The following is a 24,231-nucleotide window of genomic DNA, read 5'->3' on the forward strand; positions in this document are numbered from 1 at the left end:
TTATATAAGCGATTTGAAAAAATGGCCTTCATGCCCATGATACACACCCTCTCTTTTTTTGTGACGGTCATTGTTAGTGCTTTAATTATACCATGCGGAATATATGTTTGTCACTTCAAAAATATTCAAAACAAACGATTCATCACCCACCTAGTGCTGACGCACTTGAGGAAGGTGTCTTCTCGCCTTAATGCGATAAAAAAACACCCCATCAAGGCAATCACACCTTAATGAGATGATGAGTTGTTGACTTTATCTAGTTTTTCATCTAGCTTCTTACCTATATAGGATAAGATAAAGGATGACAGCGATACAATCATCACTATGTGAGTAGGTAAAGTGTTGTCACTAAACAGGCTATAGAGCAAGGTGATCAAAATAATGAGCGACAAGAGTCGAATGATCTACTTCATAATAGGTACCTCCCGAAAAATATTGATCGTTACACATTCTGTTATATTTTAAATAAATATGGGCGCTCGCGTTGCCACATTATCTCTAATGGTAATTGAAAGAAGTTAGTCAAACTTGCTTCAGTTAATAATGCACGTCGTTCACCTGACTGAAAAACTTCTCCATTTTTTAACATCAATACATGAGTAAATGTCGGTAAGATTTCATCAACATGATGCGTCACATATAACACGAGGGGTGGATTGTCTTTCTTCATAATCGACTCAACCGTCTCAAGTAACTGTTCTTTGGCCACAAAATCTAAACCAGTAGTCGGTTCATCTAAAATTAACAGCTTCGGGTCCTGCATTAAACTACGCGCAATCATCACCCGTTGCTTTTCACCTTGTGATAACTTCTCGTATGCCTGATCGGCATAGTGAAAGATGTCGACATCTTTCAGTAATTGTTTTGCTTTTTTGCGCATCTGATCGGTCGGTGTTTCATAAAGCCCAATCGAGCTAAATCCACCACTTAACACAATCTGATATGCCGTATCTTCTACATAAAAGCGCTGTTTTAATGTTTGCGATACAAGACCAATGTCTTGTCTAAGTGCCTCGCCAAGTGGATCTTTACCGAATCGTCGACCTAATACCGTCACTTCGCCAGTGACTGGAAAGTGAAAGGCACTTAACATATGAAGGAGAGCCGTTTTACCCGCACCATTTAAGCCAAGTACAACCCACTGTTCGCCCGCTTTTACTTCCCAGTTAATATCTTTTAAAATCCATTGACCTTGCCGTAATAGACCGACGTGTTCTAATTGAATCATCTTTCATCACTCCTTTTTTATCAACGACTCTTTAACTCACGCTTTCTTATTTTTCATTAGACTTACTCTCATATTAACATGAATTAAACGACTTCCTTCTATTATAATAAAACGTTTATGAACCGTTACCCATTTCCTTATCATTGTTGATGATTCCCATTACTTTAGTTATAGGAGCCGTCATCAAAAGATGTTATACTTAATGCGAGGTGAGAACAATGCCAAAAAACATGGATGATTATTTACAAGAAGGTATGTACGGATCTAAGCACACAAAACCTGATGAACGGCGATTATTTTTAGGAAGCTTACGCGAACGCGCTGCTTTTGTCTTAACACAAGAACAAGTGAGCCAACAAAAAGGACTTCAAGCCTTTGATGAAGTACTCAAACAACACCAAGACGTGGATTTGTTGTTTAATGCCCAACATTCATTAAACACATTGAGTCCTTATCGGCGCATCGCTTTAAAACACGAAAAAAACTATACCATCCTTGATGAAGACTCAAACGAAAATGCGTATGGCATTGTCGTCACTTATGACCATGCGGTTGATATCGATGATATCTTTTATAAGGAACCTGTACCTGTAAAAGAAGAACATTCGCCAAAATCAAAACCATCTTTTTTTGAAAAACTGTTTGGAAAAAACTAAAGCCTAGTCGGATCGCGACTAGGCTTTTTTCTTATGCATGAACAGCCGTTAAAACTTTCGTTAACCGCTTCATGCCTTCTTCAATTAATTCCGGTGAACTGTTCGTGAAGTTCAGACGCATCGTCGAACGTTTCTTATTACCAACATAAAATGGTTGACCAGGTACAAAGGCAACACCATTCTCAACTGCCTTTGTTAGTAAACTCTCAGGGTCCATATGGACTGGTAACGTTACCCAGAAAAACATCCCGCCTTTTGGTTCTAAATATGTTAGTCCTTCAATATTCGCCTCATCCAAACAACGCTTCATTACTTCCATACGTCCTTTGTACGTTGAACGAATCGTCTCAATATGGGCATCTAAATCAAAATCGTTAAGTAAATGTACAAGCGCATGCTGGCTAATTGAATTGGTATGAAGATCAGCCGCTTGTTTCGCTTGAGCGATTAAGCGGATAATCTGATGTGGCCCTGTAATCCAACCAAGACGCATCGCTGGAACAACCGTCTTCGAGATCGTACTCGTGTAAACGACATACTCGTTACCTTTGTCCATTGACGCTAAACTATCGGGCATAGAAGCTGGGTCAAACTGAATATCACCATAAGGATCATCCTCCATAATCACCACGTGATATTTTTCCGCTAATTCCAACAACATCTCGCGGCGTGCTTGTGACCATACTTTGCCTTCAGGGTTTGAGAAGGTTGGGACAACATAAATACACTTTGGTTTATGTGTTTTTATCTTTTCTTCTAAGTCACTTTCAATCATACCATCTTCATCTGAATCAACTGGGATGACCGTTGTTTCGTATGAACTGAACACTTGTAGTGCCGCTAAATAGGTTGGGTTCTCGGTTAGAATAATGTCGCCTGGGTTAAACATAATCCGAGAGAATAAGTCAATGGCTTGTTGCGAACCTGAGGTGATGAGAATATCATCCGGGTCTTTCTTGATTCCTTTTTCCAACATACGTTCAGCTAGTTGCCGTCTTAATTCAAGTAAACCTTCTGTTTCAGCATATTGTAGCGCTTTATTACCTGAAGTAATTGCTTTATGAAAGGCGGCGTCAACAGCTTCAACTGGGAAAAGCTCTTCATCTGGTAAGCCACCCGCAAAAGAGATCACATTCCCTTTATTGACTACCTTTAAAATATCGCGTACAGCTGATGAGTCGAAATAACGGACACGATCTGCAAAACCATACTTCATTACATTCCCTTCTTTCTACCTTCTGTCTTCATATTCATTATTATACCATATTGCTAACCAAGTATTGCTCGGTCGTTATCCATATCTGTTCCGCGGATCCGTTTAAATTCTTGCAATAACTTTTCAATTGTTAAGGCTTGTTTTTTAGCTCCGTCTATATCTAAAATAATTTGACCTTTGTCCATCATAATTAATCGGTTACCAAGGTCTAATGCTTGCTGCATATTATGCGTCACCATTAAAGTGGTGAGGTTGGTTTCTTTCACAATCTCACCAGTGAGACTCGTAATCAACTCCGCTCGTGACGGGTCAAGCGCGGCGGTATGTTCATCTAATAATAAAATATCAGGTTGAGTAAAGGTCGCCATTAATAATGACAACGCTTGCCGTTCACCACCTGAGAGTAAACCAACTTTAGCCGATAACCGATTTTCTAATCCAAGATGCAGTCGATTTAATTCTTCTTTAAATAACACCCGTCGTTTTTTATTGGCACCTGGCTTTAACATTCTTGTTTTATTACGGGCATAAGCAATAGCTAAGTTTTCTTCGATCGTCATTTTGGGTGAGGTGCCCGCCATTGGATCCTGAAAGACACGGCCAATCTTTTTGGCTCGTTTATGTTCTTTTAGTGTCGTCACATTTTGACCGTTTATTTCAACTATACCAACATCCGGAAATAAAGCGCCTGAGATCATATTCATTAACGTTGATTTTCCTGCCCCGTTACTGCCGATTACTGTTACAAAGTCACCTGGTTTTAGCTCAAGTTGAATATGTTGTAACGCCTTTTTTTCATCAGGCGTTCCTTCATTAAATGTGATGGATAAATCCTCTATTTTTAACATTATGCACCCCTCCTTACTTGTTGATTTAATATTTGGCGTTTCTTTCTTTTTCTGTTACTCTCTTTTGTTGTCTCAACCACTTTTGGTACGACTAATGCTAAAACGACAAGTAAGGCCGTAATAAGTTTCGTATCCCCATTATCTAAAAAATCCGACCGAATCGCGAGGGTAATAACAATCCGGTAAATCACAGCACCAACAATAACGGCGAGCGTGGTTCGACCAATTGTCTTTGTCCCAACCACAGATTCACCAATAATAACCGATGCTAGACCGATGACGATCATCCCAATCCCCATATTTAAATCAGAAAAACCAGTAAACTGAGCATATAAACCACCAGCTAAAGCTACAAGACCGTTTGAAACGCCTAATCCTAACACTTTTAAATGATCGGTATTGGCTGAAAAACTACGAATCATTTGTTCATTATCTCCAATCGCACGCAAGGCAAGACCAATCTCCGTCTTTAGGAAATAATCGGTCACAAATTTAATCAGGAATGTGACAACGAGCATAATAATAAGAGCGGAATAGGTTGCGGGTAAGTTCTCTACACCTAATGCGGCTAAGCCTTGATCAAAGAATTGATTAATCCCAAGGGAATCAAAGATTGTGCGCAATTGAGTGAAAAACGTCTCTTGATTCAAAAGTGGGATATTCGATTGCCCCATAATCCTTAAGTTAATCGAATAAAGGGCCGTCATCATTAATATACCAGACAGCAAGGGATTAACTTTGCCCTTCGTATTAAGGAGTCCCGTCATACTACCAGCTAGAAAACCGGCAAGTAACGCCCCTAATATCGCAACACCTGTTGGCATGCCATTCACAATCATTAAAGCTGACACTGCCGCCCCCGTCACAAAACTCCCGTCAACCGTTAAATCTGGAAAATCTAAAATTCGAAAAGATAAGTAAACACCTAAAGCCATAATCGCAAAAATAACCCCTGATTCTACCGCATTAAACATTGAAATAAACATAATAACTCCCCTTCACGATAAGAAAAATCGACTAAACATAACGATATGCTTGTTTAGTCGACTGTTCTTTTTATCTTTTATTCAATAGCCGCTTCTTCGTCCCAAGCGTCTTGCCAGGTAATATTTTGTTCTGTTGCTGCTTCTTTATTAATAAACAATTGCATTTCTGGTGGGTATTCAACCGCGATTTCATTGGGTTGTTTGTCGCCCGTTAGTATATCCGCGGCCATCTCTCCAGAGCGGTAACCAATTGTGTAATAATCAATGCCGTATGTCGCAAAACCACCACGCGCAAGTGAATCGGGCTCACCAACAATAAGAGGAATATCTTGTTCATTCGCTACCCCAACAACGCTCTCTAGAGCTGATACAACAGTGTTATCAGTGACAATATAAAAGACATCCGCTTCACCAACTAATGACGTAGCAGCTTGTTGCACTTCTGCTGAGGTCGATACGGTACGTTCAACAATTGAAAGACTTGTGCCTTCCACTGCTGCTTTCACCGATTCAATTTGGACGATCGAGTTTTGTTCACCCGTGTTATAAATCATCCCAACAGTTGCACCTTCAAAATATTGATCAATAAATTGTACGGTATTATTCACTGCATCCGGATGCATATCAACAACACCGGTAATGTTGTCTCCTGGTGAATCCATCGCTGTAACTAATCCCGCACTCACCGCATCTGTTACTGACGTAAACACGATCGGTATATCTTTCGTTGCTTGTAAGGCCGTCAATGCACTCGGCGTTGCGTTGGCAAAAATTAAATCAACTTGATCTGAGCTAAAGCTTTGGGCGATCGTTAATGCGTTCGTTTGATCCGCTTGTGCGCTTTGGAAATCATACTCAACTTCTAAACCTTGATCTGTCAGTGCTTGTTTAAACCCTTCAAATGCCGCATCAAGTGAGGGGTGTTCAACAAATTGACTTGCCCCAATTGTATATATTTGTTCTGTTCCTTGTTCATTTTCTGCTTCTGTTTCTTCATCTGCAGCACCACAAGCTGCTAGTGCAATTGTGGTAATAAGTAACATCACCATACCTAACCATTTTTTCATCTGTTGTCTCCCCTTTTATTGTTTGTCTTTTTTAAATTTTCAGAATATATGACGATTATTATAACACAAACCTTACCGTTCGAGTACTATGTTTTTTAAATAATCTAAAAATTCACGATAATATTCGTCAAAGTTAAATTAAAAGACAAAAGAAAACACACAAGCGTTGATCACTTGTGTGTCAATCTATTATTCTTGTTTTGTTTCAACCGGTAACTCAGGATGACTAATCCAATCACTAAAGCTCCCGGGATACAATTTCACATTACTATATCCGAGTGACTTTAAAGCGAGGTAATTCATGCAAGCAGAGACCCCGGACCCACAGGAAAGAATAATTTCCTCATCTTTATTTAACTCTTTAAACACTTCTTCAAGTTCAGCATTTGACTTAAACGTTCCATCACTGTTTAAGACTTGCTGCCAGTCAAAGCATTTTGCTCCTGGAATGTGTCCTTTTTTATGATAGAGTGGTTCGGTTTGACCGAGATAACGCTCTAGACTGCGCGCATCTGTCAGTGTGATATTAAAATCATCTTTATGTTCGATCACATAATCAATATCAACGATCAAATCATTATTTTTAATAAACGGCGTCGATGATGTTTGTTTTCGTTTTACGACCGAAGTGACAGGATACTGAAGCTCTTCCCAGCGATTAAAACCACCATTGAGCACCTTTACTGATGGGTGTTGGTAATAATCAAATAACCAGTAGAGCCGAGCGGCAAACATCGCATTGCCCTGATCATAAATGACGACCTCCGTATCTGGCGTAATACCAATCGTCCGCAATTTATCAATAAAGACCTGTTCATCTGGTAACGGATGATTACCACCATGGGTCCCGGGCATACTTGATAAATCTTTATTTAAATCAAAGTAAACAGCTCCTGGTATATGAGCAGCTTCATATAGCGCTTGACCTTTTGTTTGATCCATTAGTTCAAAACGTGTATCGATGATAGTATATTGATCGATTGAATCAAGTAATGCTTCTGGTTCAATTAAAAATGACATTTAAGCAACCTCCAATGTACGAAACTTATTAATTCTAAAGATAATCCTAACTTCAGCGATAATCAACAACACTATAAAGACTAGAGCAGCAAGGCCTGTCACGATATTAGGTAACAGGAGGACAAAAACATTCAAGCCAAAGCTCACACCAAAAATAAGTTGGTAACTTCTTCTTAAATTTTCAACCCCATTTATTAAATCTTGATATTGATAAGATTTTGCCCGACTATGTAACAGCTTTAGTATTTCTAGCACAACAAGGAAATGAATGATGCTCATGACACTCCAGCTGAGAGAACCAAGTATATCCGTAGAATTATAAAAGAAAAGCGCATCAATAAAAGCAATCACTGCTCCTACAATAGGTAAAACGATTCGTAAATCAGTAAATTCCGCTTGATTATACTGATACAAACTATAGGCAATGAACCCATAGCCAACGCTATCAAATAGTAAATCAAAACCATTTAACTCAATATCAAATAAGATAACGATATAGCTAATGATTAATGTTGTTAGTATTTTTTTCATATATAACCTCTTTCTAATTGTATTCTTTATCAGATTAACATGTCGTCTTAATCGATAATAACACGACTGGATTGTTTTAAGTCAGCAATCGTTTGATGGCCTAAACCAAACATCGCCATCTTAAGCTCGCGTTCTCGAATCGCCATCGTTTCCATCACTGCTTCAACAGAATCCGTTGCTTCTTTTAGTATACCACGCGCATATCCAACGAGATCAGCACCTAGCCCTAACGCTTTAGCTGCATCCACACCCGTGCGCATCCCACCTGATGCAAACACAGGCTGATTGGTATTTGCTCGAACCGCGCGTAAACTTTCCACAGTTGGGATACCCCAGCCAGTAAATGCTTCGGCCGCTTGTTTTTTCACTTTATCTTGTGAACGTAATTTTTCGACTTGGGACCAACTCGTCCCACCAGCACCGGCAACATCAATAAATTGAATACCGATATTCGTCAGCTGTTTGGCTAAGTAACCATCAATCCCAAAACCGACTTCTTTTACACCGACAGGGACATCGAGTGCTTTAACGAGTGATTCAATCTTCGGTAACAGTGACTCAAAGTTTGTGTCGCCTCCTGTTTGAATTAATTCTTGAATCGAATTAAGGTGCAGTACAAGTGCTGTTGCTTCTGTCTCATCGATAATTGTTTGACACATCGCTTCAGTAAAGCCGTAGTTAAGCTGGACCGCTCCTAAGTTCGCGATAATCGGTATTGTTGGTGCGTAAGGACGGACTTTAAATGATTGTCTAAATTGCTCATCTTCAATTAAGGCGCGCGTGGACCCTAGCGCAAACACCCACCCTCGCGCTTCACACGCACGCGCTAAATATTCATTAATACTCCCGGCAAGTGCTGCCCCACCCGTCATTGAACTAATTAAAAACGGGGTATTGATTGTTTCGCCAAATAAAGACGTCGAAAGCGACACATCATCAAAGTTTATTTCTGGTAAGGCATTATGAATGAATCGAACCTTCTCTAATCCTGTCGTAATTCCTTCCCCTAATACCTCATCTGTTAAGCACCATTTAATATGTTCGGCTTTTCGTTGGTGAATCGATTCTGTCATTTATGACTACCCCCTCTCCATCTAAAATGGTTAATATATTACTGATTAATACGGTTAAACAACGTTAGTTTTCGCTTATCTGTCACAAATGCGCGTTTATTGAAGACTTGATATTCATTTTCTTTAACGACTTGTATAATCTCACGGTAGTAACGAGCCGCTAATTTTAGGGTAAGCGCACTTTTTTTCGGGTATTGATCAACATACGCTAGGCCTTCGGTAAACCACAGATCAGCTTGGTCAGTTAAATCATCAATCACTGCTTTAAATTGCTCATTAACTTCTTGGTTATCAAACATCGTTAATGTATAACCGTGTCGGCCAAATACTTCTAGGGGCAAATAGCGCCGGTTCAGTGTCATATCTTGTCCAACATCACGAATAATATTGACAATCTGCATCCCTTTACCAAGTTGAATACCGGCTTGAATGAGCTCATCTGTTGGATCCGGATGCAGAATTGGGATCAGCATTTCACCGACACTGCCAGCCACTCGGTAACAATAATCTTCAAGTGCAGCCATCGTGTCGTATTCAGTTTGCTTGAAATCTAACAACTGACCACTCATCTGAATATAGTAAGGAGCTTTTGTCAGTGGGAAAGCATCAAATGCCCAGCGCAGTGCGGGCCAAATAAAATGGCCTTCGGCTTTCTCTAACTGATCAAAGTGCGTCTTAATCTCATCAATCGTATAAACGGATGTTTCTGGTTCATCAACCGCATCATCAATTAATCGACAAAATGCATACACGACATAAACCGCTTCGCGTTCTTGTCTTGGTAAGAATTTAAACGCATGATAAAAGCTTGATGACCCTTGTTTCATCATTGTTTTCGCTTGCTCGCGTAAATCTTTCGCTAAATACATGCCTTACTCTCCTCTTTCTATTGCTTGTTTCAATAATCGCGCCCCCTGCATGACAATCGGGACCCCACCACCTGGATGAACACTGGCCCCTACCGCATACAGCCCTTTAATCGTCGGGTGAACAATCTGGGGACGAAAGGCACCAGATTGTGACAACAATGGACTAACGCCAAACCCCCCTCCTAAATATAAACCATCTCGTTCAGCATCACGCGGTGTGCGTACTTTTTTCCACTCGATATGTTTCGTTAAATCTTTATAAGCGGCTGCTTCTAACCAGCTTAATTGCTTATCAACGAAAGTGTGAAGCTCTTTTTCAGTAGGATCAATAGCGGCTGGAACAGGGATTAGGACATACAATGTGCTATTTAATTGGGATTGTTGTTCAATCGCGCTTGGATTAAACACATAAAGTGATGGATCCATTGGTAGTGTTTGTTTTTCCATGACACTTTTCATATAGTAATTAAAATCACCTGACATGAAAAATTGATGGGGCAGCTGATCGTTATATTGTTTCGATAAGCCTAAATAGACCAAAATACAACCACTCGATGGTTTTAATGGCCGATTCCAGACTTTATGATGATCAATCAGACCTTCTATCGTTGGATAATCTCCGTTATACACTACTTTATCATATAATTCAGACTTGCCGGAAGAAATCAGGCCTTTTATCTGATTATTTTCAACAATGATTCTATCAACCTTCGTTTCTTTTTTTACAATCACGCCTTGATCATATAAATACGTTTCTAGTCTTGGTATGAGTGAATAATACCCGCCTTTGATATACCAGACACCAAAGGCATGTTCACTATAAGAAATTAACCCGTATAAAGCTGGAACTTGATGCGGTGCACCACCAATATAGAGTGTTTGTAAACTATAGGCCGCCCTTAGCCGTTGATCGTTGAAAAATCGTGACAGATAGTCCGTCACCGTTCGGTATGATTTCGACTTTAGGACAAAATTTAAATTGGTTAACGATAGAAAGTCACGTTTAGTTTGAAAGTCACGTGTTAAAAACGCCTTTACGCCGAAGTCATATACGCCCTTCATTTCACGTAAATAACGTTCAAATCCGTCACCGTCACCCGGAAATATCTGATCAATTTCTGCCTTTGTTTTAGCCGGATCACGGTGTTTCCGAAAGTTAGTACCGTCTTTGAAATGAATATCATAAACAGGATCAACCTGGATTAACTCATATTGGTCGTCTGTAAATCCTACCTCATGAAAAATCTCTTTGAGTAATTCTGGCAACAACACAATCGTTGGACCTTGATCTATTTCATAGTGACCCTGTCTTTCATAGGTTAATCGCCCACCTAATCGGTCTGACTGTTCGTATAATGTCACCTCATGCCCTAAACGCCTTAAATATAAACTCGCCGTAATACCACCAATTCCACCACCAACTACTGCTATCTTCGTCATCACTCTTGACAAATAACCACTCGTTACTTGTCTTCCCCCCTTCTTTAGTTCATGTGTATATGGCATAAAAGAGCGAGACTTAAGTCTCGCTCTTTTCGTTCTCTATTCATCATTAAAAGAACAGGTCAGTTGTCCTCTCTTATGACATATTGTTGATCTAACAAACGCGCACTAATCAGCGCGGACTGATAAATCGTCGGTAACCCACTACCAGGATGTGTTCCACCACCAACTAAAAAGACATGATCAATATCTTCAAATTTATTGTGAGGACGGAAATACATCATCTGTGATAAGTTATGTGCTAAATTAAAAGTCGCACCCTTATATACGTTGTACTCATCTTGCCAGTCTTGCGGCGTCACAATCTTTTCTACTTCGATATGTTGACGCAAGTTTTCTAAACCTGGCTCTTTTTCTAACCGGCCCAGTATTTTCTCTCGTAATATGGGCTGTTCTTTTTCCCAGTCAATATCCGCTTCTAAATTAGGGACAGGCACTAAAACATACAGAGACGACTTCCCTTGCGGCGCCAGTGTGGGATCAAGTTTCGACGGATTATGGACGTAAATTGAGTCATCATCCGACAAAATCCCACCAGACGTGACATTTTTAACATTTTGTTCATAATCATTCGCAAATAGAATCATATGGTGTGGTAAATCAAGCGGTTGATCAACTCCTAAGTACAACATAAAGGTCGATAAGGATACACCTTTTTTATCTAATTTGTCTTTTTTATATTTTGTTAAATCCTTTTGGTCAAATAATTGCATCATCGCGTAACCAAAGTCAGCATTAATGACGACATCATCTGAGTACTTCTTTTCTCCACTTACTAACTCTACACCGATAGCTTGTTTGTCTTCGACTAAAACTCGCTTAACTGGAGTATTTAAATGAATCGTCCCACCTAATTCCCTGATTACATCCGCCATTTTTTCTGATACTTGACTCACACCGCCTGTCGGATGAAAAAGACCACCGGAATGTTCTAAATAGGACAGCATCGTAAATGTCCCAGGACAATCCCAAGCTGACATGCCTAAATATTTTGACTGGAAAGAAAACGCCCATTTTAATCGTTCATCATCAAAGTACTTGGATAAACAACTATATACTGTTTCAAATGCATCTAAATGAGGTAACGCCGTAATCGCTTCTTTGGACATATAATCCGTCAGCGAGCCAAACGGTTTTCTTAATAAATTACTGACAACATCAAATTTCTTTTTTTCTCGCTTTAAAAAACGCCAATAACCGTTACCATTACCAGGAAATAATCGTTCTATTTCTTCGTATGTCTTTTGGTGATTACGACTTGGTTTAAATTCAATGTCACCAAATTTTAAGGTGTAAAGCGGATCAACTTCTGTCATTGGAATATAATCTTTAAGATCGCGTCCACTCTCTGTAAACACTTCTTCTAAGACTGATGGCATCATATAAAAAGTTGGTCCTAAATCAAAATGAAAATCGCCTACGGTTAACCTTGACGTTCTCCCGCCTACTTGTGCTGCCTTTTCAAAAACATCCACATGATAACCTTTATGTAACAACTGCATCGCAATCGCAAGACCACCCGGACCTGCACCAACCACACTAACGGACTGATTTAACATCACACTTCACGCCTTTCTTTTAATTCCTTCTAATTCATATGTCTTTTCCGTGACTTTTCCTTACAATCATTATATAATAACTGTATAACTTTTGTATAGAATTATACTTTATTTTGTAGAATCTTAATCTATCTAATTTAAAAAGTTAAAAAGGCTGATGCTTGTCTAAAATCATGACAAACAAGTGAGGATTTTGTATACTTTTAAATAGAAAAAAAGGGGTGGAGCTATGTACGGCATTAAACGCATCGCAGAACTCACGGGCGTTTCTCCTATCACCTTAAGGGCATGGGAAAATCGCTATGGCGTTATTTTACCAGACCGCACAGATGGTGGAACACGAGTGTATACCGATGAACATTTAGAAGATTTAAAGTGGGTCATCCGACAAAAAAAGCAGAACCACTTAACCATCGGTCAAGCCATGCAAGCACTTGAAGATAAACGGCAACATATTAAAAAAGCACAAATTTCAAAAGATGACTACCCGCGTTTTATTGACGGGTTATTTTTATTACTGAAACATCATCAGTTAGATAAAGCGAGCAACTACGTCGAAGACTTAAAAGAATTAATTGAAATCGATATTCTCTTTCACAATATCTTCATCCCTATTTTAACGCGAATTGGACTTGAGTGGGAGCACGGAGACTTATCTGTTGCGGAAGAACACTACATGAGTCACTTTATCCAGCAACAAATTGCGCATTACTTCTATCATTATGAAGTAAAATCAAAACGCGCAACGGCCGTTGCGGTCTGTCCGGTCGATGAAATGCACCAAATTGGGCTGTTGTTGTTTTCTATTTTCTTAAAACAACATGGCATTGACGTCTTATTCGTCGGCGAAGCCACCCCGCTTGACGATGTGAAGAAAATGATCGCAGAAAACGATATTCGCTTAGCGGCTATCTCACTAACAACATCACATGAACTAGAGAATGTGATAACATTTTTAGATACGTTAAATAAAGATTTCCCTCACGTTAAACTGGCCATCGGTGGACAACAAGCATCAGAATTACCCAAACGCTTTCATTCATACTTGATTAGTCCTGATCCCGTTGACTGGACGACATGGGTGATGGACACGATGGCTTAATATTTTAACGTGTTACTTCAATTAATCACCTCGAGTTTTCCTAACCTGAGGTGATTTTTTATCGTCTTAGAGCGAGAAGATACCTTCCTCAAGTGCATTAGCACGAAGTGGGGGATGAATCGCTTGTTTTAAATATTTTAGAATTCATGCTACACTTATGAAAAACACTTTGGAGGAATAAATGATATGAAGGATACTTTATTAAACCGTTTTATCTCTTACGTAAAAATAGATACCCAATCCGATGAATCAAGTGACACATGTCCATCGACCGCTAAACAATGGACCTTACTTAACCAATTAAAACAAGAATTACTTGACCTTGGCATGACTGATGTGACGCTTGATGACAACGGTTATTTATTCGCAACTTTAAAAGGAAATACCACCACTACCGTACCAACGGTTGGCTTTTTAGCCCATGTCGATACCGCAACTGACTTTACTGGGACAAATGTTAATCCGCAACTACACGAAGACTATAATGGTGACGACATTGTCTTAAACACTGATAAACAAATCATCATGGAAACAAAAAAGTACCCACAACTTTCAAACTATCTTGGACATACGCTGATCACTACTGACGGTACAACGCTCCTTGGTGCTGATAATAAAGCCGGGGTAGCTGAAATTATGACGGCAATGGCCTATCTTATTCAACATCCTGATATTTTGCACGGGGATATCCGAATTGGTTTCACCCCTGATGAGGAGATTGGTCGGGGACCGCACGAATTTGACGTCGATGCTTTCGGAGCCGACTTTGCTTATACAGTTGATGGTGGACCTATTGGTGAATTGCAGTATGAAAGTTTTAATGCCGCTTATGCGAAAGTGCGCTTTTTCGGTAATAACGTCCATCCAGGTACCGCTAAAAATAAGATGGTCCACGCAACAAAGCTTTCAATGGCGTTTCATGACCGCTTACCAAAAGACGAAGCACCTGAATTTACTGAGGGGTATGAAGGTTTTTATCACCTCTTATCAATGTCAGGTGATGTCGAACAGGCTGAACTTTATTATATCGTTCGTGATCACGATACCGATCAATTCCATCAACGAAAAGACCGACTCAATAAGATGGTGCTAGAGTTTAAACAAAAATACGGTGATGCGGCGATCGAGATAGAGATGAATGATCAGTATTACAATATGAAAAATAAGATTGAAGAAAAAATGGCCATTGTTGATGTGGCGAGTGAAGCAATGACTACCTTAAACATTCAACCGGTGATTGAGCCGATTCGTGGCGGGACAGATGGCGCCCAGCTATCATACAAAGGACTGCCTACGCCTAATATTTTTACTGGTGGTGAAAATTTCCACGGTAAGTTTGAATTTGCCTCACTGGATGACATGACAAAATCGGTTCAAACCATTTGTAAAATCGCTGAACTGATTCCTAACTACTACTTGGCGGGTAAATTATGATTGGAGACATTCGAAGGTTTATCAAGGCACATCGTTCTTTAGTCTTCTTAAGTCTTAGCTTTATCACGTTGTATCTTGCCGGTGCGCTCTTTATTGAACTCGCTGAAGACGTGCTTGAAGGAGAAGGGTTCTATATCGACCGCGTCATCGAAGATGCGCTTGTTTTAGAGGAAAACCAAAGTCTTTATACCTTTTACAGTTGGGTGACAGAACTCGGTTCAGCTTGGTTTCTCATTGCCGCCTCACTTGTGACGATATTTGTGTTAGTGAAGTTTTATCAACAACGCTTTCTTGTGACAATGTTTCTTATTAATATGGCCGGAACATCCGGATTAACGTTACTTCTCAAACAGTTTTTCGGCCGCGATCGTCCCAATGTGATTGAGGCTTTTGACGGGATTGGTTACAGTTTTCCTAGCGGACATGCGACAGGTGCGATGGCCTTTTATGGTTTCCTCATCTTTCTTGTCATCATTAGTCAACAAAGACGGGCGCTTAAAATCACTTTAAGTCTCATTCTCAGTATCATCATTGTTAACGTGATGATGAGTCGTGTGTTCTTGCACGTCCACTACCTTACTGATGTCATTGCCGGTGCGACACTGAGCTTTATTTGGCTTGGCGTATCTATTCTAAGTATTCTCTTTATCTGGCGAAAAAATTGAACCTAATCACCTGTAAAACCAAACATTAAAGCCGTAAGTGACGAAGCTATCACTTACGGCTTTAATAAATACCTATTTTTAAAATACCTTTGATCCAGTTAATCACTCTAGTCACTAAGAAAATAATCAATTTGCCGGTCCAGCGCTTGAATTCTATCAAGTGCTTTTTCATGACTAATTTTACGGTAGTGGTGATTACCCCCAACTTCTTCTACTTTCGTATCGGCTTCATGTACGAGCTGTTGTAGTGGGGTTAAGTTTAACTTTCCTTCTGGCAAATAGGAATCGGTATGCAAAAGAATCGCAAGTGCGATTGCTTTGGCTTTCTTACGATCTTCACCTAAACGAATCAATAATTTATGCGCGCGTTCTGCGCCTTTAATCGCATGAATATCATTTTCTTTATATAAATCATAGTCCCATTCCCCATCACGATACCATTCATAGTGACCAATATCATGTAAGAAGCCTGCTTTTGTTGCTAAATCCGGATCAACCCCAAAATCCTCCGCAATCTCTAAGGCAACTTCAGCAACATCAATCGCATGAGCCATACCGGAGCGATTGACATACTTTTGCACAATATGATGATGATATAACTCTTCTAGTCTGACTTGTCGCAATCGAATCGCCCCCCTTTATTTTTTCTTACTAACCTAGCACGTTTTTAAAAAAGACGCAAGTTAGTTTACCATTCCCAATTGATTGCTTTAGCAAACGTACAGGCGGCTATTTCATACCTACGCCTTATTCATTTAAAAGGAGAAAAGAAGCAAAAAAAGCTCATCCCATCAAAGGATAAGCATTCATTTATGATTGATATTCGAGTAAGTGCTGATATAATGCGCCATAAACATTAGCTTGACTTCTAAAATGACAGGTCGTTAATTTCGGCTTTGCGACATGGTGAGGATTCTGAGTTAATATCTCAGCAATTGCTTTTCTTAACCGCTCTATAAAGAGTGGTTGCACGCTAATACCGCCACCAATCGCAAATATTTCTGGGTCAACAACATACTGTAAATTAATAATTTGTGCTGCCAAGTGATGACAGAACCGGTCAAAGATTTGAAGGGCTTCTCTGTGGCCAGCATTTAAGTACCGAAAGACCCCTTCACCATCATGCGCCTCTAATCCAACAGTCTCGGCGATTTCTTTAACTGTCAGTGAGGCTGAGCACGTTTCACCGACAAATGTTGCTTTATTCGTTTGGACATCATAACGGTCCATCACATAACTTTGTTCACCTGCTTCTAAATGTGCGCCTCGATAAAGTGCCCCGTTAATAATGATAGCGCCACCTACACCGGTACCAATAACTAATACAACGCTGTTTAAGTGATTTTTCACACTGCCTTTCCATAATTCTGCTAGTGCGGCACATTTGGCATCATTCTCAATCGACACCGGTAGATGAAGCGCCTCAGATAAACGTTGTTTCATATTTACTTCATGTAAGTACTTAAGAGCACCACCGTGATACACAACACCGGTTTGAACATCAATGGTGCCAGGACAACTGATGGCGAGTCCTTGAACACCTGTGTAGGTTTTTGCGACAGCAACTATCTGTTTAATTAACGTTTCAGCATCAACATACGGTGTTTCAAACTTACCCGAATTTACTGCCTCACCTGTTCGATCAACATAAGCATACTTAACGAACGTGCCACCAATATCATAGACCATATACATCTGTTCTCACTCCAATATAAGTTAATTTCCAGCTAAATATATCCATTAACTCAAGCATAACGCTTTCTAGGAAAAAAGCAACCATTATTATTTAAACAGCCATCGCTTAATTTTGCCGGATATCACGTGAGATAAAACCGACACCACCAATGATGAAAAGTATTAGACTTATTTCTGTTAACGTCACTAATGGCCAGATATTAAACGCATCCACAGGTAATTCTGGAGTCCAGTAGAAAGGTGACACAGCCATCAGCCAATTTGGGATTCTAATAAAATAGCATCCCTTTACCAATACCTGCTTCTTTTACTATCTTATTTGTTGAAGCATCTTTATAACCGTTTTCAGCAAAATGTTTCATTGCTGCTTCAATAATTCGTTGTTGTTTATCCGGTTCAACATTATGAAAAGTTGTCGTCATACGCTCTCTCCTTAAAGATTGACATGACTTATACCGTTTAACGTCTATTAAAATCCTCGTAAAACACAAATTAGACCACCCTGGTCGACTTCATTATAAAGCGGTAGACCAGGGTGGTCAATTATTATTTTTATGCTTTAATATTAACTTACGCTTCTGTCTAGCATCACCTTGAATAACGATATTCCCGTAAGATACAACCTCTTTTTCTCAGCTATTTTTTAACCCTGCTTTCGTTCAAGGAAAAAGACACCGATAGCACCAAATAATACTGTTAAGGCGATTAAGAAGCCATAACCCGACACAAGCTCACTCATTGACGCACCACGGACAATCACGTCAGATAATGTCTCAATACCGTAGCGAATCGGTATGATCCGGCTGAAGATGAGTAACACTGGCTGTGTGACAAATTCTAATGGCCAAAACGCCCCGCCAAGCATCGCTGAAGCTGTCGCGACAATTGGAATGACGGCTTGAAGTTGTTGCGGCGTTTTTACTAAACTGACAAGCATCAAACCTAAAGCGACAATCGCAGTTAAAAAGAGACTAATTGATAACAAGAGTAACCCGTAGTGATTGCCAAATGAGAAGCCAATCCACTGCGTGAAGATGACAAAACTGAGCCCAACTTGAATGAAACCAATCAGGAAGTAATGGAGAAATAAGCCACTAAAAATTTTCATCTTCGACACGGGGGACAACATCATCCGCTCCCACGTCCCGTCTGTTTTTTGTTCAGCAATACTCATCATTTGAAACAGGACGGTATACATCACAAAATAAAGCGTCATACCAACCACAACTTGGGTTTGATATTGGATCGAGTCTCCCGCTGTATCAACGGAGGTTGTTTCTAGTGGAATATAATTATTCAAGTCACTTTCCGTTAAATCATTCGCGTCTAACCAGCGCTTTTCTTGATACACTTCCGTTAAGTATTCACGAACGAGCGGTTGTGAAAAAGATGATTGCCCGACTAAGAAACTAAAAGACGCCTCATTTAGTTCGACCGCAAAACTGAGTTGATTATTTTTAATCCGCTCTTCAACCGTTGTTCTGTCACTTTGTCTAAACTCAAATTGATCGCTGTCGTTTAATTCATCTATCAGCATGGTATACGCCGGATTAGATAAATCGTCTGTATAGGTTTGGACACCGACTTTACCGGTCGTCTGACTTTGACCTAAGAAGGTGACAAATAAGAGGGTAAGCCCAAAGAATGTTAACACAACAAACGGTTGTTTCAACAGGCGCTTCCACTGCATCATAAAGACAGTCCACATTAGCTAAACCTCCTTTTCGGGAATAAACCCCAGGCAATGATGAAAAGAATCGCACTTAACAACAGGATCCGCATTAATAGCGGCATACTATCGCTCAAGCTGTAGCCTTGAATTTGTTGTAAGTACACGGTCATCATCGCCCCATTCGGGGTCCAGTTACCGAGTGTACGAATAAACGGTGAGATTTGTTCGACCGGAGTAAAGCTCCCACCTAAGAAAGCAAAAAGAGTTACAACGAGCCCACTAAAGATACCTGAAACAGAATCGGTTGGCATCATTAAGGTCAGTGACGTTAACAACGCCGTTAAGGCCCCTATCACCGTCGCATAAATAAAAGTGACCGCTATAATCGTGAGCCAAAATTCACCCGAGCGCTCACTAAAGGTATCAAATAACAGTTGTGATAGCCCAAATAAAATCCCAAGTTGTATCACGGCTAATACATAGCCGCTCACGACTTTACTAAGTAAATAACGGACCGGTTTTTCACCCGCTAACATCATCCTTAACAAAACATCTTGTTTCTTTTCTATAAAGGCATTTGAACTAATTGATGAGGCGACATAAAGACTGAACATCATCGCCATTCCAATTGTAAAATATTGAAACGCCGAGACTTCTGTCGTTGTTTCAATTGTATCAATCTCACCTAAGGTCACGTCTTCTGGTACAACGAGCGTGTCTCCTTTGATTGTTTGAATACTCATCATTAAATTGTATTCTGACGTGAAGTGGTGAAAGATCTGACGCAAGACTTGCGACTGAATCGTCGTCTCATCAATCACTTCTAACCGAAGTGATTCGGTTGCCTCACCACCGTTCATCACCGCAAGGACTTGGGTTGTTAACGCATCTGGTATCGTTAATACAGCTTCGACATCTGCATGATTTAATGCTTCGTTTGCAGCTTCTGTTGTCATCAACTCGGTCACTAATAATTGTTCTTTCTCAAGCGTCTCGATAACAGCTATAATTTGACGATTGACTTTTAAATTGTCTATCACAGCTTTTGCCTGTTCATCTGGTAGTCCTTGATCTAACAGTATTGCCGAATCACCATCACGTTCTGTTGTCTCGTCAACAATGGCTAAATGAATCGGTTCAATCTCGGCACTACCCGTCATTAAACCACCCAGACTCAGACTCAAGATGGTGATTAAGACAAATGGCATCACAAGTAAAATTAATACCTCTGAACGAGCTTTAGAGATGGTTAAAATATCTTTTTTTAATAAATTCAACATACCATCACCTCTAATCTCTGAGCTTTCTACCAGTTAAATGCAGGAAAACGTCCTCTAAGGTCGGGGTTTGAATCGCTAACGCCGTTAGTTTTACGTGATGTACTTTAGCATAGTCAAATAAGTCACCAAGCAAGTCTTCTCGTTTTTCGGCTATCACTTTATAGCCTTGGTCTGATTCAATGACTTGCGTGATTGTTTGATCAGCTTCAAGTGCTTGTTTAAACGCTTGATTTTTCTCTAACGTTTCCACCCAGACTGTTTCCTCTTCTTGCATCAAGTTCTGTAAGTCTGATTTTGTTCCGCTCGCAATCACTTCTCCGTGGTCCATAATATAAATCCGGTCACAGAGTTTTTCAACTTCTTCCATATAATGCGATGTATACAGAACCGTCATATGATTTTCTTTGTTGAGTTGTTTAATTAAATCAAGAATATAACTTCTTGATTGCGGATCAATCCCGACGGTCGGTTCATCCATAATTAATACTTTCGGGTTATGGAGTAAACTAGCCGCAATATTAATCCGGCGTTTCATCCCACCGGAATAATTTTTCACCCGGTCTTTTTTTCGATCACTTAAACCAACAAGCGCTAACACCTCTTCGATTTTTGTTTTTAACGCTTTTCCTTTCAGTCCATATAATCGACCAAAAAACAGTAAATTCTCATAGGCAGATAATTCTTCGTATAAAGCAATGTCTTGTGGCACAACCCCTAAGTCACGTCGTAATTGCTTCGGGTTCTTCAGCGCATCTTTGTCATTATAGATTACTTGACCTGACGTGGGTGTTAGACCAGTCGACATCATTTGAATCGTTGTTGACTTACCGGCACCATTTGGTCCCAGTAACCCGACCGATTCTCCTTCTTTTAATGTAAGACTTACATCTTTCACTGCTTGTAAATCTTTAAATGATTTTGATAATCCTTGCACTTCTAACATGTCTTCACCTCATCCATATTTTCAGTGTGAACCTTTAATAGCTAACGTACCGCCATCACGTCAAGTATATATAACTCACGTACTATTTAATAGTTATAATCTTTACTTTTTTCCACATCGTGACTTTTAAACTGTATCGCTATAACATATTACTGCTCAGCAATGATAAAAATACCGTGACTCAAAGCATAAAAGTCCTTTGAATCACGGTATTCGAAGACGATGGATTACATATACCCTTCCTATACTACCTATTATTCGTTTCATAATTTTCTATCGATTAGAAATATTCTTTTTCAATCTTCTTATTACTTCTTTTTGTATCAATTGGACGCACAATTTTTTCAATCTCGTCACGTTTTGGCTCTAAGAATGGTGGTAATGATAATTTCTCACCTAATGTTTCATAGGGTTCATCGCTTAAGAAACCAGGCCCATCTGTCGCCCATTCAAACAAAATCTGTGGGGCTACTTTGGCATAGAGTGATTCAAAGAAGAACCGATCGACATAACCTGAGGTTCTTAAGCCGAATTGTGGTAAGTAATCAATCCAACCATCTAGCGCTTCTCTGTCTTCGACTCTAAAAGCTACGTGGTGAACTGTCCCGTATCCTTGACGTCCATCTGGTTTATTCGTCACATGGCGGACGAGGACTTGTGCCCCGTTACCACCTTCACCTACTTCAAATAAATGCTTTTCATCTGCTTGGTCAATTAAGGTAAACCCAAGCACTTCTGTCAGTACCTTTTTAAAGAAATCGAATTTTTCAATCGTAATATGAATCGGTCCGAGGCCAATAATCTGATATTCATCCGGTACCGGGCTATTCTTCCACGGTTCTCCGCCATTTACTCCACTATTTTGTTCATCTGAGATCAACTGATAATATTGATCATCAAAATCAATGAAATTAATGACCTTTTTTCCGAATTGTTCCGTTATGCCACCATGTTTAATATCATAGTGATCAAAGCGTTTTCTCCAGTACGCGAGTGCTTCGTCTGATGGCACTCTAAATCCGGTACGTTCAATTTCATTCGTCCCGTGGCGACCTTTTGGTATCCCTTGAAAATCAAAAAAGGTCATGTCTGTTCCTGGGCTACCCTTATCATCGGTAAAGAAGAGGTGATACGTATTAATATCATCTTGATTAACAGTTTTCTTTACTAAACGTAACCCTAACACGTAGGTAAAGAAACGATAAATTTCTTCTGCACTACTCGTCATTGCAGTTACATGGTGAATCCCTTTTAATGGTTGAACCATCTTCTCACATCCTTTTCTTCGGTTAATAAAAAACTGGCATCTATGCCTGATTTTTATCTTTTTCACAAATTATCTTTAATTTGAGATAAATATAACTCGAGAACCATGTACACGTCAAAGACAATGCTTATTTGTTTAATTCCCGTCATTTTCGGGTATAAATATAAATTAGAATATAAGTTGAAACTGTGATTTTTAAATCACTAAACTATAAAGAAGGTTGGCGAAATACATGCATATCTATGATCAACAAAAAAGTTATTATAAAAGTGGGCAAACACGACCGCTGCAACACCGCCTAACAGCATTAAACCATTTGAAAGATACGATCAAACGTTATGAAGCTGAAGTAATTGAGGCATTACACCAAGACTTAAATAAATCAGAATTTGAGTCGTATACGACCGAGATTGGTATTCTTTACACCGAAATTGATTATACAATCAAACATTTAAAGAAATGGATGAAACCTAAGAAAGTGAAAACAGCACTCACCCACGTTGGGACTAAGGGTAAGATTTACCCTGATCCTTACGGGGTCACATTGATTATCGCTCCGTGGAATTATCCATTCCAACTCGCAATGGCACCACTTATCGGGGCGATTGCTGGGGGAAATACAGCGATTGTTAAGCCGTCTGAATTAACCCCACATACAGCGGAAGTGATTAAAAAAATCATTACCGCTGCGTTTATTCCCGAATTTATTGCGGTAAAACAAGGTGGGGTTGACGTGTCCCAACAACTTTTAGACACACCATTTGACTATATTTTCTTTACCGGTAGTGTCAATGTCGGAAAAATTGTGATGGAGAAAGCCAGCAAATATTTAACACCGCACACACTTGAACTTGGTGGTAAAAGTCCGGCGATTGTCCATGAGGATGCGTCATTAAAATTAGCGGCTAAACGGATTGCCTGGGGTAAATTTATTAATGCGGGACAAACCTGTGTCGCACCTGATTACGTTTATGTCCATCAAGATGTGAAAGACGACTTTTTAACGTACTTAACAGACGCGATCGAAGACCTCTATTCACATCAACCACTTGAAAACCCTGACTATACACACATTGTCAGTGACAAGCACTTTGACCGCCTGACGCACTTTTTAGATGATGGGACACTTTTTTATGGTGGTGACACCAACAAAGAGACGCGCGCTATCGCTCCAACTGTTTTAACTGACATCACTTGGGATAGGCCGGTGATGGCTGAAGAGATTTTTGGACCGATTCTACCGGTCATGACATATGAAAATCTTGATTTTATTATTGATGACATTACGAAACAACCGAAACCATTAGCCCTTTACCTCTTTACTGAAAGAGATTACACAAGAGAAAAAGTCATTGCTGAAATTCCGTTTGGTGGCGGATGTATTAATGATACGATTTATCACCTAGCTACCCCGTACTTACCCTTTGGTGGTGTCGGTCAAAGCGGGACCGGGAATTATCATGGTAAATTCTCATTCGATACGTTCACCCATCAAAAGAGTATCTTAAAACAGACGACAATGTTCGACGTCCCGTTACGCTACCCTAATCAAAAAGCGGGTTTAAAATGGGTGAAAAAATTAATGAAGTAAGACAGATTTATTTCCTACATTTAAGA

24 protein-coding genes and 1 pseudogene are annotated in these 24,231 nt (G+C 39.7%); 6 read left to right on the forward strand and 19 right to left on the reverse strand.

From position 1 onward, the window contains the following. The coding region (locus tag BM098_RS13735) for a hypothetical protein (protein ID WP_234987462.1) at positions 1-231 on the forward strand (231 nt) is incomplete at its 5' end. Positions 232-454: 223 nt separating this feature from the next. Here BM098_RS13735 and BM098_RS08645 read toward each other — a convergent pair. Then, positions 455-1,228 (reverse strand): ABC transporter ATP-binding protein, encoded by a 774-nt coding sequence (locus tag BM098_RS08645; protein ID WP_089832434.1) that lies wholly within the window; start codon positions 1,226-1,228, stop codon positions 455-457. Between the two features lie 218 nt (positions 1,229-1,446). On the opposite strand from BM098_RS08645, the gene BM098_RS08650 reads away from it, so the two are divergent. Continuing rightward, complete coding sequence (locus tag BM098_RS08650; protein ID WP_089832437.1) at positions 1,447-1,884, forward strand: YueI family protein; 438 nt, start codon at positions 1,447-1,449, stop codon at positions 1,882-1,884. Positions 1,885-1,915: 31 nt separating this feature from the next. On the opposite strand, the gene BM098_RS08655 is transcribed toward BM098_RS08650, so the two are convergent. The 10 genes from BM098_RS08655 to BM098_RS08700 form a co-directional block, all read right to left on the reverse strand. Further along, positions 1,916-3,100, reverse strand: a complete 1,185-nt coding sequence (locus tag BM098_RS08655) for an aminotransferase-like domain-containing protein (protein WP_089832439.1) — start codon at positions 3,098-3,100, stop codon at positions 1,916-1,918. Between the two features lie 53 nt (positions 3,101-3,153). Then, positions 3,154-3,948: an ABC transporter ATP-binding protein gene (locus tag BM098_RS08660; protein WP_089832441.1), complete on the reverse strand. Its 795-nt coding sequence runs from the start codon at positions 3,946-3,948 to the stop codon at positions 3,154-3,156. Beyond that, positions 3,948-4,934, reverse strand: a complete 987-nt coding sequence (locus tag BM098_RS08665) for an ABC transporter permease (protein WP_089832443.1) — start codon at positions 4,932-4,934, stop codon at positions 3,948-3,950. Before BM098_RS08665 ends, BM098_RS08660 begins: the two co-directional genes overlap by 1 nt. Positions 4,935-5,011: 77 nt before the next feature. After that, a complete protein-coding gene (locus BM098_RS08670) occupies positions 5,012-6,001 on the reverse strand; it encodes an ABC transporter substrate-binding protein (RefSeq protein ID WP_089832445.1) in 990 nt (329 codons plus the stop codon). A gap of 189 nt (positions 6,002-6,190) precedes the next feature. Beyond that, entirely contained in the window at positions 6,191-7,021 is an 831-nt protein-coding gene (locus BM098_RS08675; protein ID WP_089832447.1) for a sulfurtransferase, read from the reverse strand. Further along, a complete protein-coding gene (locus BM098_RS08680; RefSeq protein ID WP_089832449.1) occupies positions 7,022-7,552 on the reverse strand; it encodes a hypothetical protein in 531 nt (176 codons plus the stop codon). Between the two features lie 47 nt (positions 7,553-7,599). Further along, positions 7,600-8,625 (reverse strand): type 2 isopentenyl-diphosphate Delta-isomerase, encoded by a 1,026-nt coding sequence (gene fni / locus BM098_RS08685; RefSeq protein ID WP_089832451.1) that lies wholly within the window; start codon positions 8,623-8,625, stop codon positions 7,600-7,602. A gap of 38 nt (positions 8,626-8,663) precedes the next feature. Continuing rightward, positions 8,664-9,494, reverse strand: a complete 831-nt coding sequence (locus tag BM098_RS08690) for a phytoene/squalene synthase family protein (RefSeq protein WP_089832453.1) — start codon at positions 9,492-9,494, stop codon at positions 8,664-8,666. Positions 9,495-9,497: 3 nt separating this feature from the next. Continuing rightward, the gene (locus BM098_RS08695) at positions 9,498-11,000 is read right to left on the reverse strand and encodes a phytoene desaturase family protein (protein ID WP_089832455.1); all 1,503 of its coding nucleotides are present in this window, start codon (positions 10,998-11,000) and stop codon (positions 9,498-9,500) included. Between the two features lie 59 nt (positions 11,001-11,059). Then, positions 11,060-12,556 (reverse strand): phytoene desaturase family protein, encoded by a 1,497-nt coding sequence (locus BM098_RS08700; protein WP_089832457.1) that lies wholly within the window; start codon positions 12,554-12,556, stop codon positions 11,060-11,062. Positions 12,557-12,785: 229 nt separating this feature from the next. Here BM098_RS08700 and BM098_RS08705 point away from each other — a divergent pair, with 229 nt between their 5' ends. From BM098_RS08705 to BM098_RS08715, 3 genes are all read left to right on the forward strand, one after another. Further along, positions 12,786-13,658 carry a MerR family transcriptional regulator gene (locus BM098_RS08705; protein WP_089832459.1) on the forward strand — a complete coding sequence of 291 codons (873 nt, stop codon included), beginning with the start codon at positions 12,786-12,788 and terminating at the stop codon, positions 13,656-13,658. A 186-nt stretch (positions 13,659-13,844) separates the two neighbouring features. Then, entirely contained in the window at positions 13,845-15,092 is a 1,248-nt protein-coding gene (gene pepT / locus BM098_RS08710; protein ID WP_089832461.1) for a peptidase T, read from the forward strand. After that, complete coding sequence (locus BM098_RS08715; protein WP_089832463.1) at positions 15,089-15,757, forward strand: phosphatase PAP2 family protein; 669 nt, start codon at positions 15,089-15,091, stop codon at positions 15,755-15,757. Before pepT ends, BM098_RS08715 begins: the two co-directional genes overlap by 4 nt. A gap of 107 nt (positions 15,758-15,864) precedes the next feature. Here the strand turns inward: BM098_RS08715 and BM098_RS08720 are convergent, their stop codons facing one another. The 8 genes and pseudogenes from BM098_RS08720 to BM098_RS08750 all read right to left on the reverse strand — a co-directional run bounded on the left by BM098_RS08720 (position 15,865) and on the right by BM098_RS08750 (position 22,614). Continuing rightward, positions 15,865-16,380 (reverse strand): HD domain-containing protein, encoded by a 516-nt coding sequence (locus BM098_RS08720; RefSeq protein ID WP_089832466.1) that lies wholly within the window; start codon positions 16,378-16,380, stop codon positions 15,865-15,867. Between the two features lie 187 nt (positions 16,381-16,567). Beyond that, entirely contained in the window at positions 16,568-17,452 is an 885-nt protein-coding gene (locus BM098_RS08725) for an ROK family protein (protein WP_089832468.1), read from the reverse strand. 106 nt (positions 17,453-17,558) lie between these two features. Further along, positions 17,559-17,705, reverse strand: coding sequence for a hypothetical protein (locus tag BM098_RS13740; RefSeq protein ID WP_234987463.1), 147 nt, complete (start codon positions 17,703-17,705; stop codon positions 17,559-17,561). A 19-nt stretch (positions 17,706-17,724) separates the two neighbouring features. After that, positions 17,725-17,874, reverse strand: a pseudogene (locus BM098_RS08730) (TetR/AcrR family transcriptional regulator); the annotation flags it as partial. A 221-nt stretch (positions 17,875-18,095) separates the two neighbouring features. After that, positions 18,096-19,160, reverse strand: coding sequence for an ABC transporter permease (locus tag BM098_RS08735; protein ID WP_089832472.1), 1,065 nt, complete (start codon positions 19,158-19,160; stop codon positions 18,096-18,098). Then, positions 19,160-20,404 (reverse strand): ABC transporter permease, encoded by a 1,245-nt coding sequence (locus BM098_RS08740; protein ID WP_089832473.1) that lies wholly within the window; start codon positions 20,402-20,404, stop codon positions 19,160-19,162. Before BM098_RS08740 ends, BM098_RS08735 begins: the two co-directional genes overlap by 1 nt. Positions 20,405-20,414: 10 nt before the next feature. Beyond that, positions 20,415-21,347 carry an ABC transporter ATP-binding protein gene (locus BM098_RS08745; RefSeq protein WP_089832475.1) on the reverse strand — a complete coding sequence of 311 codons (933 nt, stop codon included), beginning with the start codon at positions 21,345-21,347 and terminating at the stop codon, positions 20,415-20,417. 280 nt (positions 21,348-21,627) lie between these two features. Then, complete coding sequence (locus BM098_RS08750; RefSeq protein WP_089832478.1) at positions 21,628-22,614, reverse strand: ring-cleaving dioxygenase; 987 nt, start codon at positions 22,612-22,614, stop codon at positions 21,628-21,630. A gap of 232 nt (positions 22,615-22,846) precedes the next feature. On the opposite strand from BM098_RS08750, the gene BM098_RS08755 reads away from it, so the two are divergent. Further along, the gene (locus BM098_RS08755; RefSeq protein ID WP_089832480.1) at positions 22,847-24,205 is read left to right on the forward strand and encodes an aldehyde dehydrogenase; all 1,359 of its coding nucleotides are present in this window, start codon (positions 22,847-22,849) and stop codon (positions 24,203-24,205) included. Positions 24,206-24,231 lie beyond the last annotated feature (26 nt).

Source organism: Halolactibacillus halophilus, from assembly GCF_900115605.1.
GTDB classification, from domain to species: domain Bacteria; phylum Bacillota; class Bacilli; order Bacillales; family Amphibacillaceae; genus Halolactibacillus; species Halolactibacillus halophilus.